Annotated in this window: 15 protein-coding genes and 1 tRNA gene; all 16 read right to left on the bottom strand. The window is 57.8% G+C overall.

What is annotated here, in order from left to right; translation table 11 throughout:
* Nucleotides 1-164: 164 nt before the first annotated feature.
* Nucleotides 165-240 (bottom strand) — tRNA-Lys (locus ICA16_RS07030).
* A gap of 62 nt (nt 241-302) precedes the next feature.
* Nucleotides 303-995, bottom strand: coding sequence for a 7-cyano-7-deazaguanine synthase QueC (gene queC, locus ICA16_RS07025; protein WP_150601643.1), 693 nt, complete (start codon nt 993-995; stop codon nt 303-305).
* Between the two features lies 1 nt (nt 996).
* Entirely contained in the window at nt 997-1,644 is a 648-nt protein-coding gene (gene queE, locus ICA16_RS07020; protein ID WP_047302757.1) for a 7-carboxy-7-deazaguanine synthase QueE, read from the bottom strand.
* A gap of 178 nt (nt 1,645-1,822) precedes the next feature.
* Nucleotides 1,823-2,659 carry a tol-pal system protein YbgF gene (gene ybgF / locus ICA16_RS07015; RefSeq protein WP_047302758.1) on the bottom strand — a complete coding sequence of 279 codons (837 nt, stop codon included), beginning with the start codon at nt 2,657-2,659 and terminating at the stop codon, nt 1,823-1,825.
* 6 nt (nt 2,660-2,665) lie between these two features.
* Nucleotides 2,666-3,163, bottom strand: coding sequence for a peptidoglycan-associated lipoprotein Pal (pal, locus tag ICA16_RS07010; RefSeq protein ID WP_003178634.1), 498 nt, complete (start codon nt 3,161-3,163; stop codon nt 2,666-2,668).
* A gap of 52 nt (nt 3,164-3,215) precedes the next feature.
* Complete coding sequence (gene tolB, locus ICA16_RS07005; RefSeq protein ID WP_210554172.1) at nt 3,216-4,496, bottom strand: Tol-Pal system beta propeller repeat protein TolB; 1,281 nt, start codon at nt 4,494-4,496, stop codon at nt 3,216-3,218.
* A 17-nt stretch (nt 4,497-4,513) separates the two neighbouring features.
* Entirely contained in the window at nt 4,514-5,593 is a 1,080-nt protein-coding gene (gene tolA, locus ICA16_RS07000; RefSeq protein WP_150616154.1) for a cell envelope integrity protein TolA, read from the bottom strand.
* On the bottom strand, nt 5,593-6,045 hold the full coding sequence (tolR, locus tag ICA16_RS06995) for a protein TolR (protein WP_187679779.1): 453 nt from the start codon (nt 6,043-6,045) through the stop codon (nt 5,593-5,595). Before tolR ends, tolA begins: the two co-directional genes overlap by 1 nt.
* 23 nt (nt 6,046-6,068) lie before the next feature.
* Nucleotides 6,069-6,764 carry a protein TolQ gene (gene tolQ / locus ICA16_RS06990; RefSeq protein WP_008080223.1) on the bottom strand — a complete coding sequence of 232 codons (696 nt, stop codon included), beginning with the start codon at nt 6,762-6,764 and terminating at the stop codon, nt 6,069-6,071.
* Nucleotides 6,754-7,221, bottom strand: coding sequence for a tol-pal system-associated acyl-CoA thioesterase (gene ybgC, locus ICA16_RS06985; protein ID WP_064119107.1), 468 nt, complete (start codon nt 7,219-7,221; stop codon nt 6,754-6,756). Before ybgC ends, tolQ begins: the two co-directional genes overlap by 11 nt.
* Nucleotides 7,222-7,348: 127 nt before the next feature.
* The gene (ruvB, locus tag ICA16_RS06980) at nt 7,349-8,410 is read right to left on the bottom strand and encodes a Holliday junction branch migration DNA helicase RuvB (protein WP_150592864.1); all 1,062 of its coding nucleotides are present in this window, start codon (nt 8,408-8,410) and stop codon (nt 7,349-7,351) included.
* The gene (gene ruvA, locus ICA16_RS06975; protein WP_042560639.1) at nt 8,411-9,019 is read right to left on the bottom strand and encodes a Holliday junction branch migration protein RuvA; all 609 of its coding nucleotides are present in this window, start codon (nt 9,017-9,019) and stop codon (nt 8,411-8,413) included. It abuts the gene before it with no gap.
* A 115-nt stretch (nt 9,020-9,134) separates the two neighbouring features.
* Nucleotides 9,135-9,662: a crossover junction endodeoxyribonuclease RuvC gene (gene ruvC / locus ICA16_RS06970; RefSeq protein ID WP_007912737.1), complete on the bottom strand. Its 528-nt coding sequence runs from the start codon at nt 9,660-9,662 to the stop codon at nt 9,135-9,137.
* A 150-nt stretch (nt 9,663-9,812) separates the two neighbouring features.
* Entirely contained in the window at nt 9,813-10,559 is a 747-nt protein-coding gene (locus ICA16_RS06965; RefSeq protein ID WP_150598218.1) for a YebC/PmpR family DNA-binding transcriptional regulator, read from the bottom strand.
* A 133-nt stretch (nt 10,560-10,692) separates the two neighbouring features.
* On the bottom strand, nt 10,693-12,468 hold the full coding sequence (gene aspS / locus ICA16_RS06960; protein ID WP_210700290.1) for an aspartate--tRNA ligase: 1,776 nt from the start codon (nt 12,466-12,468) through the stop codon (nt 10,693-10,695).
* A gap of 108 nt (nt 12,469-12,576) precedes the next feature.
* A complete protein-coding gene (locus ICA16_RS06955) occupies nt 12,577-12,798 on the bottom strand; it encodes an FmdB family zinc ribbon protein (RefSeq protein WP_042560642.1) in 222 nt (73 codons plus the stop codon).
* Nucleotides 12,799-12,905 lie beyond the last annotated feature (107 nt).

Here is a 12,905-nt window from a genome sequence, read left to right as displayed (position 1 = left end):
TTGAAGCTGCGCAAGGCTACAGAATATCCCGGGGATACAAAAGATGATTCTGACCTGCGTCAGCGCAACTTGCACTGGAACAACGCACGCCCAAATCACAGGCAAAAAAAAACCCGGAAATCCTCACTTGCGTGGGCCTTCCGGATTTTCTAAACCGCCAAAAATGGTGGGTCGTGTGGGATTCGAACCTACGACCAATTGGTTAAAAGCCAACTGCTCTACCAACTGAGCTAACGACCCGCTGTGTGGTGGCGCGTATAATACTGATTTTTAAGGACTATTCAACACCTTTTTGAAAATAATCAAAAATAAGGTGTTGGATCGCTCACGCCGGCCGCTGCAAAGCCTTCTGCGCGCAGGCGGCAGCTGTCGCATTTACCGCAGGCACGGCCTTCATCGTCGGCCTGATAGCAGGAAACAGTCAGACCGTAATCAACGCCGAGCTTCACGCCCGCCTGAACGATTTGCGCTTTGCTCAGGTTCTGCAACGGCGCCTGAATGCGGAAGCCATTACCCTCGACGCCAGCCTTGGTCGCCAGATTGGCCATACGCTCGAACGACTCGATGAACTCGGGACGGCAATCTGGATAGCCGGAGTAGTCCACCGCATTCACACCAATAAAGATGTCACGAGCGCCGAGCACTTCAGCCCAACCCAACGCCAGAGACAGGAACACCGTGTTGCGCGCCGGCACGTAAGTGACCGGGATGCCCTCACCCAGCTCTTCAGGGATATCAATGCTGGTGTCGGTCAGTGCCGAACCGCCCATGCCGTTCAGGTTGATGCCGATCACCTTGTGCTCGACCACACCCAGGTCGCGAGCGACGCGCGCAGCGGCATGCAATTCGGCATGGGAGCGCTGGCCGTAATCGAAACTCATGGTGTAGCAGGCGTAGCCTTCAGCGCGGGCCATGGCCACGACCGTTGCCGAGTCCAGACCACCGGACAGCAGGATCACCGCACGTTTTTCGGTTGTGTTCAGTTGTTCAGTCATTTCAGCGCCCCGGCTCATCATTCCATAGATATTTATGCAGCTGCAGTTGCAACCGCACTGGCAGGTTGTCCGCCACCACCCAATCCGCCAGATCCCTTGCGTTGAGGTCATGGTGACTTGGAGAAAACAGGACTTCGCCGGCACGCCGGTCGAGCCCGTACTGGATCAGTTTGGAAACCGCCCAGTCGTAATCTTCCCGCGAGCAGATGACAAACTTCACCTGATCGTTGGGAGTCAGCAATTCGATATTTTCGTAAAGGTTGCGATGGGCTTCTTTCGAACCCGGTGTCTTCAGATCAAGCACGCGACTAACGCGCGGATCGACCGCCGAAATGTCGAGGGCACCGCTGGTTTCCAGCGAGACCTCATATCCGGCATCACATAGCTGTTTGAGCAAGGGAATAGCGTTGGGCTGCGCCAACGGCTCACCGCCGGTGACACAGACGTAACGCGGACGAAATCCGGCCACTTGCTCGAGGATATCGTCGAGGGTGCGCACGGTGCCGCCACTGAATGCGTAGGCACTGTCGCAGTATTGGCAACGCAATGGGCAACCGGTCAGGCGCACAAAAACAGTGGGCAGCCCGGCAGTCCGCGTTTCCCCCTGCAAAGAGTAGAAAACTTCGGTAATTCTCAATGTGTCTTGCATAGTCGCCACGGGCGTAACAGCTAAACAGGCTGTCCGCCTCCGTCAGGCACTTCAGGTAATCGCGCCAACGCGCGGATCACAAGAAGCGTGTTTCAGAAAAAGGGCGTGAATTCTAACGAAAAAACCCGCGACAGGCGCGGGTTTCTTCTAAACGGGTGCAAACCTGAAAAGCTCAGGCTTACATGCGCTGCAAATCGCGTTGGGCCAACTGAGCGGCGGAGGTACCCGGATACTGGGCCACCACCTGTTGCAGAATGCCTTTTACCTTGTCGGTATGACCGAGGCGGCGCTCTACATCAGCCAGCTTGTACAGCGAATCCGGCACTTTGTTGTGCTTGGGATACAGCTGCGAAACCTTGGCGAAAGCCTGACCTGCACCTTGCAGATCACCCTTGGCCAGGTTCACTTCGCCCAACCAGTACTGGGCGTTGCCCGCGTATTGGCTGTTCGGGTATTTGCGCAGGAATGCCGAGAAAGCCTGGCTGGCCTTGTCGAAATCCTTGGCTTTGATCAGGTCGAAAGCGGCATCGTAATACAGCTTTTCCTTGGCCGGATCAGCCGGTTCGCTACCCGCAGCAGGAGCCTGGGCGGCAGCAGCCCCGGCGCCAGCGGCAGCACCGGCAGCAGCACTTGCATCGCCACCGGCAGAAGAATTCTCAGGAGTCGCGGCAGGTGCAACGCCGGATCCTATGCGCCGATCAAGATCCTGGTATCGCTCCAGGGATTCTTGCTTCATGCGCGCAACCTGGTTCTGCAGTTCTTCAATCACACCTTGCTGGCGCGATATCTGATCCTGCATCTGTTGCAGTTGGTTAAACAGCATGCCTTGTGCCGAGGCAGGGGCCGAAGCCGCTCCCCCGGCATAGGCGCCGTTCGTACCGTAACCCGCAGGCGGATAACTGCTCCCGCTATTGTTATAACCGGAGTTGTCATCGACCACAGGAACCGCAGCCCACACCGCAAGCGGTGCGAGGCTGAGAGCCAGAACAGTTACAGCACGACGGCACGTTCGCATATCGAATTACTTACGCAGTTCGACGCGACGGTTTTGAGCCCAGGACTGCTCGTCGTTGCCGGTAGCAACTGGACGCTCTTCGCCGTAGGAAACCAGTTCCAGCTGAGCTGGGGAAACACCTTGCAGTACCAGGTAGCGTTGAACGGCTTTCGCACGACGCTCGCCCAGTGCCATGTTGTACTCACGAGTACCACGTTCGTCGGTGTTGCCTTCCAGAACAACGCGAGCGCCGTTTGCTTTCAGGTCTTTGGCGTGAACGTCCAGAGCGCGCATGGCTTCTGGCTTCAGGTCCGAGCTGTCGTATTCGAAGTAGAAGGTGGTGATTGCGCGCAGAGCAGCTTCTTCGCTCAGGGAACCGTCAACGGCACCAGTGTTTGCGCCGTAACCAGCGTTTGGATCAACAGCGCCTTCACCGGCGTTGTCGCCGCCTTTGGACGAGCAACCTACAGCTACAGCCATGGCCAGAGCCAGCGCAGCAAATTTACCAAACTTCAGCATTTCCATCGTGAAACTCCTAATGAACCCCAGTGTGTTAAGTAAAACGTGTAGCGCCCGCTCACTTCAGGTAAGGGGACCAGGACGGTTCTCTGACTTCGCCTTGAGCGGTAGGAAGCGGGAGCCTAACGCGTCCATTAATGGACACGAGCATCAAGACTCCCCGGCCCTGTTGGCGGGTGGCGTAGATTACCATGGTGCCGTTGGGCGCAACAGTAGGCGACTCGTCCAGAGTGCTATCAGTGAGAATCTTTACACTACCTCGCTGCAAATCCTGGGCTGCCACCTTGAAATTGGTGAAACCATCCTGGCGATGGATCATCACCAGCGTCTTTTCATCTGCCGACAGTTTCGGGTTGGCGTTGTAGTTACCTACGAACGTCACACGCTCGGCACCGCCGCCACTGGCGCTGGTTTTGTAGATCTGTGGCTTGCCGCCACGGTCCGAGGTGAAGTAGATGGTCGAACCATCCTTGCCCCAGTACGGTTCGGTGTTGATGCCCGGGCCCGCGGTTACACGATTGATCTGACGCGAAGCCAGGTTCATCACGTAAATATCCGGGTTACCGTCTTTCGACAGCACGAACGCCAGACGATCACCATTCGGCGACCAGGCAGGTGCGCCGTTCAGGCCTTCGAAGTTGGTGATCTGCTCACGGCGACCGGTGTCGATGTTCTGCATGAAGATCCGCGGACGCTTCTGCTCGAACGACACGTAGGCGATGCGCTTGCCATCCGGTGCGAAACGCGGCGACAGGATCGGCTCGCGCGATTGCAACAGAGTCACGGCGCGAGCACCGTCGTAGTCCGAACGCTGCAGGGTGTAACGGGTGTTCTTCTCGGAGAAGCGTTCAGCCGTTACGTACAACAGACGGGTCGAAAACGCACCCTGGATACCGGTGAGTTTTTCGAACGACTGGTCAGCGATGAAGTGCGCCATGTCGCGCAACTGCTCGGTGGTACCGGAAACACTGCCGTCAGCCACTTTCTGTTCGGTGGCCACGTTGAACAGTGCCCACTGCACCTGCAGACGGCCGCCCGCAGGAGCGATGCTGCCGACCATCATGTATTGAGCACCGACCGCCTTCCAGTCACGGAAGATGATTTCGCTCGGCTGGCTTGGCTGGCTGATCATGTTTTGCTTTGGAATCGGCGAGTAGTAGCCCGAGTTACGCAAATCGTTACCAATGATTTCAGCCATGTCGTCCGGCAGGACGGCGCCGCCCTGCAAACCGAACGGTACAACAGCGATCGGAGTAGCCCGATCGCTGCCGCTGGTGACCAGAATGTTCTTTTCATCAGCCATCGCGATCCCTGCCATGCAGCAGATCACGACCAGCATTCCTCGAAGAAGGTTTCTCACAAGGCTAGATCCTCAGGTGTGAATGTCATCTTGAATGAACGATACGGAGCGAAATCGCTCGGCTTCATTCCCTGCATTTCTGTCAAACGTCCAATATTCTTGACCGCCGCTACTGCCGAAGCATCGAACGGACCATCGCCACTGGATTTGGCCACGCTGACCGAGGTCACCGTACCGTCCGGCAACATGCCGATTTGCAACACGACCGTCATGCCTTTGCGTGCCGAAGGTGGACGAGCCCAGCCTTCCGCTGCCCGCGCACGAATCAGGTCATCGAAACTGCCCGCAACTTCGTCGCCCTGCTCATCGGCCAAGGCCTGCTGACGCTGCGGCGTGTCGGAAAGCAAATCTGCCAAGGCCTGAGCCTTTTTGTCTTCGGTAGATTTACGTGCCGCATCCTGCGCTTTCTTCTTCGCAGCATCGGCAGCAGCTTTCTTCTTCGCTTCGTCGGCGATTTTCTTCTTCGCCTCTTCAGCTTCAGATTTCTTCTTGGCGTCTTCGGCGGCTTTCTTCTTCGCGTCTTCGACGATCTTTTTCTTCGCTTCTTCAGCGGCCGCTTTCTTGGCCTCTTCTTCAGCAGCCTTTTTGGCTTCTTCTTCAGATTTCTTCTTGGCTATATCAGCCAATTGTTTCTCTTCTGCCTTCTTGGCTTCGGCGGTCTTCTTCGCGTCATCGGCTTTTTTGGCTTCATCAGCCTTTTTCGCCTCGTCCGCTTTTTTCGACTCGTCGGCCTTCTTGGCTTCCTCGGCCTTTTGAGCCGCTTCTTCTTTCTTTTGTTCCGCAGCTTTCACCGCTTCCTGCTCGACCTTTTTCTGTTCCATCTGCTCGACTTCAGTCTGACGCGCGGCGGATTTCTTCGCCTCACCCGCAATCTTCTGATTGGTCTGGGTGGTTGCCTGACTTTTCGATTTCAGCTGGTACAGGGTCGCCTGGACAATCGGCTTGGCCGGCGGCAGCTCTGGTGTAAAGGCGAAACTGACGAACAGCATGCCGAATACCAGCACGTGCAGGACAATCGCCAGAACACTAGGCCAGAAGTAGCTTTCCGAGGCAGACGGCTCTCGCAGTGGCTGCATCAGGGGGCCTCGGTAATCAAACCAACGTTACCGACCCCGGCTTTCTGCAACCCGCCCATGGCGCCCATGACGGAACCATAGTCGACGGTTTTGTCGCCGCGGATGAAGACCTGGGTACGCTTGCCGTTACCGTTGCCGGCCGCGATGATTTTCGTCACCGCGTCGGTCATCTGCGGCAGGGTCATGGCCCTGTCCTGTTGCTTCTCGGTGTCGACTTCGCTGCCAAGGTTCCAGTAATAGGTCTTGTCAGCCTTGATCGAAATGGTCAGGACCTGAGTGTTGTTGTCCTGCGGCAAGGCTTCGCTGGAAACCTTGGGCAGATCAACTTTCACGCCCTGATTGAGCATCGGCGCGGTCACCATGAAAATGACCAGCAGCACCAACATCACGTCGATGTATGGCACCACGTTCATCTCGGCGACCGGCTTGCGCTTTTTGCGAGCTCGAGCGATTAAAGCCATTGGAAATTACCTGCTTATTCTTCGCTGGTGTGCACTTTGCGGTGCAGGATCGCCTGGAATTCATCGGCGAAGGTGTAGTAACGGCCCAGCAGGGTTTCGCTGCGAGCAGCAAAACGGTTGTAAGCGATTACGGCAGGGATTGCCGCGAACAGGCCGATCGCCGTAGCGATCAGTGCTTCAGCGATACCCGGAGCCACGGTGGCCAGGGTTGCTTGCTGGGCGCTGGCCAGACCGCGGAAGGAGTTCATGATGCCCCATACGGTACCGAACAGACCGATGTACGGGCTGACCGAACCAACAGTGGCGAGAAACGGCAGGCTCTGCTCCAGTTTCTCTTCTTCGCGCGAGATGGCAACGCGCATGGCACGGGCCACGCCTTCCATCACCGCTTCAGGATCGACACCTGGCTGCTGGCGCAGACGGGAGAACTCCTTGAAACCGGCGCGGAAGATTTGCTCGACGCCCGAATCCGGATCAGGGTTGCTGCCGGCCTGGCGGTACAGTTTGGACAAATCGATACCCGACCAGAAGCGCTCTTCGAAGCTCTCCAGGGCGCGTCGACCGGCACGCAGCAGGTTGCTGCGCTGAAAGATCATGATCCATGAGGTCACCGATGCGGCCACCAGAGTCAACATTACCAACTGCACCACGATGCTGGCATTGCTGACCAGGCTCCACATGGAGGAATGGTCGACGACGTTAGCTTCCACGCTTTATCTCCTGCTTTGAGTGTGTACCCGGGCCGACCGCGTCGGCGAAAGCCGCACGCAAGTCTTCGGGAAGGGCCCGGGGTTTCAAACTGTTAGTGCGCACACAGGCCACCAAAAACTGCCCTTCACAGAGCAGCACATTATCCGTTGCCCGCCTGACCTGCTGTTTGAAACGCAGGCTGGCACGGTTCAATTCGATTACTTCAGCACTTACCAGAAGCTCGTCGTCCAGTCGCGCCGGCGCGTGGTAACGCGCTTCGCTGGAATGCACGACAAACAACAGGTCCTCCCCGGCAAGCTGCGATTGGGCAAAGCCCAGTTCGCGGAGCCGCTCGGTTCGAGCCCGTTCCATAAACTTGAGGTAATTAACGTAATACACGATGCCGCCCGCATCGGTGTCCTCGTAATAAACGCGACAACGATGTGCGAACGGCTCAAGCCCGTTTTGCGCGCGCATACTCTAGTGCTTACTCCTCATGTTGCCAATCCGGCTAGACAACTGTTTTTCGTTGTTTCAGGGCTTTACTGCAAAAGTACCGTCCTCTGACAGTACAAACCCTGAATAAATCGACAACAAATGTGTATTAATCGTCCACGGCATCGAGAAACTCGTCTACCACGGGCGTCTCACCCATTCGTGACGGAATGTTTAAACCGAAATGCAGATACGCATGCCGCGTCACCACCCTGCCCCGCGGCGTGCGCATGATGTAACCCTGCTGAATCAGATACGGCTCCAGCACGTCTTCAATCGTGTGGCGTTCTTCACTGATCGCTGCTGCAAGGCTGTCGATACCGACCGGCCCGCCATCGAACTTCTCGATCATGGTCAACAGCAGACGCCGGTCCTGATGATCGAAACCATGCTCGTCGACATCCAGCAGGTTCAACGCCAGATCCGCCACCGCCTTGGTGATGTGGCCCTTGGCGCGCACTTCGGCAAAATCGCGCACACGGCGCAGCAATCGGTTGGCAATTCGCGGCGTACCACGGGCACGTCGAGCGATTTCGAAGGCGCCCTCCGGGTCGAGTGGCAGGCCAAGAATATTCGCCGAACGACCGACAATCGTCGCCAGATCCGCGGTGCTGTAGAACTCAAGACGCTGGACGATACCGAAGCGGTCACGCAACGGGTTGGTCAGCATGCCGGCGCGAGTAGTCGCCCCGACCAGGGTGAACGGCGGCAGGTCGAGTTTGATCGAGCGTGCTGCTGGCCCTTCACCGATCATGATGTCGAGCTGGAAATCTTCCATCGCCGGGTACAAGACTTCTTCGACGATCGGCGACAGACGATGGATTTCATCGATGAACAGCACGTCATGCGGCTCAAGATTGGTCAGCAATGCCGCCAGATCACCCGGACGCTCCAGGACCGGGCCCGAGGTGCTCTTGATCGACACGCCCATTTCCTGGGCGATGATGTTGGCCAGCGTGGTTTTACCCAGCCCCGGCGGACCGAAGATCAACGTGTGATCAAGGGATTCGCTGCGGCCACGAGCAGCCTGAATGAACAGTTCCATCTGCTCGCGCACCGTTGGCTGGCCAATATAATCGGCCAGACTGACCGGACGAATGGCCCGATCCTGGACTTCTTCGCGCTCGCGCGGAATGTGCGCAGCGGCGATCAGACGATCAGCTTCAATCACTTAAATCATTCCCTTCAGGGCGCGGCGGATCATGTCTTCACTGCTCAAATTCTTGTCCTTGATGGCCGAAATTGCCTTGCTCGCTTCCTGCGGCTTGTAGCCCAGGGAAATCAGCGCGCTGACCGCATCGTTTTCGGCGGTGTTGACCGGCGCCGGGCCGTCCGGCTGGTTTGGCACCAGGGCGAACATGGCCGGCGAGGTTTCCCAGGCCTTGAAGCGATCTTTCAGCTCGACGAGCAAACGCTCGGCGGTTTTCTTGCCAACACCCGGCACCTTGGTCAGCGCCGACGTGTCCTGCGACTGCACGCAGCGCACCAGTTCATCGACTTCCAGGCTCGACATCAATGCCAGGGCCAATTTCGGCCCGACACCATTGAGACGGATCAACTCGCGAAAAAAGTCTCGCTCACGCTTGCCGGCGAAACCATAGAGTAACTGCGCGTCTTCGCGTACGACCAAGTGCGTGTGCAGGGTCAGCGGTTCACCGACCGGCGGCAGTCGGTAGAGGGTGGTCATGGGCACTTCCAGCTCATACCCGAGGCCATTTACATCGAGAATCAGGTGCGGCGGCTGTTTCTCAGCCAGGGTGCCGCGCAAGCGTCCAATCACGTTTCAGATCCTTGAGCGTTGGCCAGCCGTGGGCTGGCGACTGACGGAAGGCGTGCTTCAGGCCGACGACCCAGGCGCGAAACCCGCATTCCGGAAAATTTGATTGCTGATGCTATCAGAGACGCAGGCGCCCGCCACGACTGCGTGCTGCTCCCAGGCCATGCGGCAGCAGACTGGAACGCGTGTGGGCGTGGCAAATGGCAATGGCCAGGGCATCCGAAGCATCGATTTGCGGTTTGCTGGTCAACTTCAGCATGTGCATGACCATCATCTGCACCTGCTCTTTATTGGCCGCGCCCGTGCCGACCACGGCTTGCTTGACCTGGGTTGCTGTGTACTCGGCAATTTCCAGGCTTTCTTCGGCACCGGCAACAATCGCCGCGCCACGGGCCTGCCCGAGTTTGAGCGCCGAGTCGGCGTTTTTCGCCATGAACACTTTTTCGATGCCCATGGTAACCGGGCCGTAGGTCTGAATGATTTCACGCACGCCGCGATAGACGATTTGCAGTCGTTCATGCAGCTCGCCAGCGCCGGTGCGGATACAGCCCGAGGCGACGTAGATGCAGCCGCCACGTCCGGTATCGCGAACAATGCCGTAACCGGTGATGCGCGAACCGGGGTCGATACCAAGAATTAAAGTCATAACGCCTGCAAGAGAGATCGCATTCGCCTGAGGATAACTGTAGGAGCTGCCGCAGGCTGCGATCTTTTAAATAAACAGCAGAAAATCAAAAGATCGCAGCCTTCGTCAGCTCCTACAGAGAGCTTTCAAGGCTGCGATCTTTGTAGTGCATCAACCGAGCTGGGCGGCGACGTCTTCCGGAATATCCGCGTTGGAATAAACGTTCTGCACGTCGTCCAGGTCTTCAAGCATGTCGATCAGCTTGAGCACTTTCTCCGCGCCTTCCAGATCCAGTTCGGCGCTGGTGGTCGGCAGCATGACGATTTCCGCGTCATCACCTTTGAAACCGGCGGCTTCCAAGGCGTTACGCACGGAATAGAAACCGGCGAACGAAGTGAACACGTCAATCGAACCGTCTTCGTTCGTAACCACGTCATCGGCGTCGGCTTCCATCGCCGCTTCGATCAGAGCGTCCTCATCGACGCCCGGGGCGAAGGAGATCTGGCCCTTGCGCTCGAACAGGTACGCGACCGAACCGTCGGTGCCCAGGTTACCGCCGCACTTGCTGAACGCATGGCGCACGGCTGCTGCGGTGCGATTGCGGTTGTCGGTCATGCACTCGACCATCACCGCCACGCCGCCCGGGCCGTAACCTTCGTAACTCAGCTCGACCATGTCGTCGGTGTCGGCGGCACCGGCACCGCGAGCAACCGCGCGATCAATGATGTCGCGGCTCATGTTCGCACCGAGGGCCTTGTCCAGCGCCAGACGCAAACGCGGGTTGGAACCGGGATCACCGCCACCTTGACGGGCAGCGACGGTCAGCTCACGAATCCACTTGGTAAAGATTTTGCCTTTCTTGGCATCCTGACGTTCTTTGCGGTGCTTGATGTTCGCCCACTTGGAATGACCCGCCATAACTCGCTCCGAATTCTCTTTGAAACGTTGCCCGCCCTGCTATTGCAGCGGCCGGCAAACAAAAAATCTTGAACAGCTTTGAAACCATAAGAAAGAAAAAAGGCGCATCCGAAGATGCGCCTTCAGGCCCGTCTTACTCAGCCTTTGGCGTTTCGCGCAAACGAATGTGCAATTCGCGCAATGCCTTGGCATCCACCACACCCGGAGCTTGCGTCATGACGTCGGCAGCGCTCTGGGTTTTCGGGAAGGCGATCACTTCACGGATCGACTGGGCGCCGGTCATCAGCATGACCAGACGATCCAGACCGAAGGCAAGACCACCGTGCGGCGGTGCGCCGTACTTCAGGGCGTCGAGCAGGAAGCCGAATTTCTCTTCCTGTTCCGCTTCGTTGATGCCCAACAGACGGAACACCGACTGCTGCATTTCCTTGCGGTGGATACGGATCGAACCGCCACCCAGCTCAGTACCGTTCAGCACCATGTCGTACGCGCGGGACAGAGCAGCGGCCGGGTTGGCTTCGAGCTCTTGCGGCGTGCACTTCGGTGCGGTGAACGGGTGGTGCAGCGCAGAGAAGCTGCCGTCGTCGTTTTCTTCGAACATCGGGAAGTCGACGACCCACATTGGCGCCCACTCGCAGGTCAGCAGCTTCAAGTCGTGACCGAGCTTGATGCGCAGTGCACCCAAGGCTTCGCTGACGATCTTGGCCTTGTCGGCGCCGAAGAACACGATGTCGCCATCGACTGCGCCAACGCGATCGAGGATCACGTTCAGCTTGTCTTCCGGGATGTTTTTCACGATCGGCGATTGCAGACCTTCAACACCGGCAGCGCGCTCGTTGACCTTGATGTACGCCAGGCCCTTGGCACCGTAGATGCCGACGAACTTGGTGTAGTCGTCGATCTGCTTGCGCGGCATGCTCGCCCCGCCTGGAACGCGCAGTGCGGCGATACGGCATTTCGGATCGTTGGCCGGGCCACTGAAGACCTTGAAATCGACTTCCTTTAGTTGATCGGCAACATCGACCAGTTCCAGCGGGTTACGCAGGTCTGGTTTGTCGGAACCGTAGCGACGCATGGCTTCTTCGAAAGTCATGTGCGGGAATTCGCCGAATTCCAGACCCAGCACTTCCTTGAACAGGTTGCGGATCATTTGCTCGGTGAGGCCCATGATCTCTTTTTCATCGAGGAAGCTGGTCTCGATGTCGATCTGGGTGAATTCCGGCTGACGGTCGGCACGCAGGTCTTCGTCGCGGAAGCACTTGGCGATCTGGTAGTAACGGTCGAAGCCGGCCACCATCAGCAGTTGCTTGAACAGCTGCGGCGATTGCGGCAGCGCGAAGAACGAACCGGCGTGAGTGCGGCTCGGCACCAGATAGTCGCGTGCGCCTTCTGGAGTTGCACGGGTCAGGATCGGCGTTTCAACGTCGAGGAAGCCGTTTTCGTCGAGGAAGCGACGGATGCTGGTGGTCATGCGCGAACGCAGACGCAGCTTCTCGGCCATTTCCGGACGACGCAGGTCGAGGAAGCGATAGCGCAGGCGGGTTTCTTCGCCAACGTCGGAGTATTCGTTGAGCGGGAACGGCGGGGTTTCCGACTCGTTCAGCACTTCCAGTTCGTAACCCAGCACTTCGATCATGCCCGACGCCATGTTGGCGTTGGTTGCACCGGCCGGACGCAGACGCACCTTACCGGTGATCTTCACGACGTACTCGCTGCGCACGCGATCGGCGGCGGAGAAGCTCTCGGCGCGATCCGGATCGAACACCACCTGGGCCAGACCGTCACGATCACGGATATCGAGGAAAATCACCCCGCCGTGGTCGCGGCGACGGTGAACCCATCCGCAAAGGGTAATTTCCTGACCTTCCAGGCTTTCGTTCAGTTGGCCGCAATAGTGGCTGCGCATCATGGTAGTGGTTCGCTTCTCGTAATTCGAAATTCGGTGGAGATCCCGTCGCACTCAAGCATTGTGCGACGTGTGGAAACTCACGCGTGTCGTTCGACCTGGGCTTGAACCCTAGTCAGATTTGTCGCTACCGGCCAGATTCTTCTTGGTTCCGGTCTTAAAATCGGTTTCGTACCAACCGCTGCCGCTGAGGCGAAAGCCGGGCATGGACAGCTGTTTCTTGAGCTCTGGCGCCTGGCAGGCAGGGCAGTCGACCAGCGGTGCATCGCTGATCTTTTGAATGGCTTCCAACTGATGACCACAGGAAGCACATTGATAATCGTACATCGGCATGGAGGTGTCTCGGCGATCAGATTGCCACCGCGCGCAGGGCTTTGCGGCGAAAGAGCGGGATTATATCCATTAAATGCGGCCTGTGCAGCCGTAAGACTGCACAGGCT

This window comes from Pseudomonas anatoliensis (genome assembly GCF_017976235.1).
GTDB lineage: Bacteria > Pseudomonadota > Gammaproteobacteria > Pseudomonadales > Pseudomonadaceae > Aquipseudomonas > Aquipseudomonas anatoliensis.
Note: the sequence above shows the minus strand (reverse complement) of the source record. Positions and strands in the feature narration are given on the sequence as shown.

Bases quoted from the DNA above. Each gene is read 5' to 3' on its own strand.
- pal (WP_003178634.1), bottom strand. From the start codon at position 3,163: ATGGAAATGCTGAAGTTTGGTAAATTTGCTGCGCTGGCTCTGGCCATG.
- tolB (WP_210554172.1), bottom strand. From the start codon at position 4,496: ATGCTGGTCGTGATCTGCTGCATGGCAGGGATCGCGATGGCTGATGAA.
- tolA (WP_150616154.1), bottom strand. From the start codon at position 5,593: ATGCAGCCACTGCGAGAGCCGTCTGCCTCGGAAAGCTACTTCTGGCCT.
- ruvC (WP_007912737.1), bottom strand. From the start codon at position 9,662: ATGACTTTAATTCTTGGTATCGACCCCGGTTCGCGCATCACCGGTTAC.
- ICA16_RS06965 (WP_150598218.1), bottom strand. From the start codon at position 10,559: ATGGCGGGTCATTCCAAGTGGGCGAACATCAAGCACCGCAAAGAACGT.
- queC (WP_150601643.1), bottom strand. From the start codon at position 995: ATGACTGAACAACTGAACACAACCGAAAAACGTGCGGTGATCCTGCTG.
- aspS (WP_210700290.1), bottom strand. From the start codon at position 12,468: ATGATGCGCAGCCACTATTGCGGCCAACTGAACGAAAGCCTGGAAGGT.
- ICA16_RS06955 (WP_042560642.1), bottom strand. From the start codon at position 12,798: ATGCCGATGTACGATTATCAATGTGCTTCCTGTGGTCATCAGTTGGAA.
- ybgF (WP_047302758.1), bottom strand. From the start codon at position 2,659: ATGCGAACGTGCCGTCGTGCTGTAACTGTTCTGGCTCTCAGCCTCGCA.
- queE (WP_047302757.1), bottom strand. From the start codon at position 1,644: ATGCAAGACACATTGAGAATTACCGAAGTTTTCTACTCTTTGCAGGGG.
- ybgC (WP_064119107.1), bottom strand. From the start codon at position 7,221: ATGCGCGCGCAAAACGGGCTTGAGCCGTTCGCACATCGTTGTCGCGTT.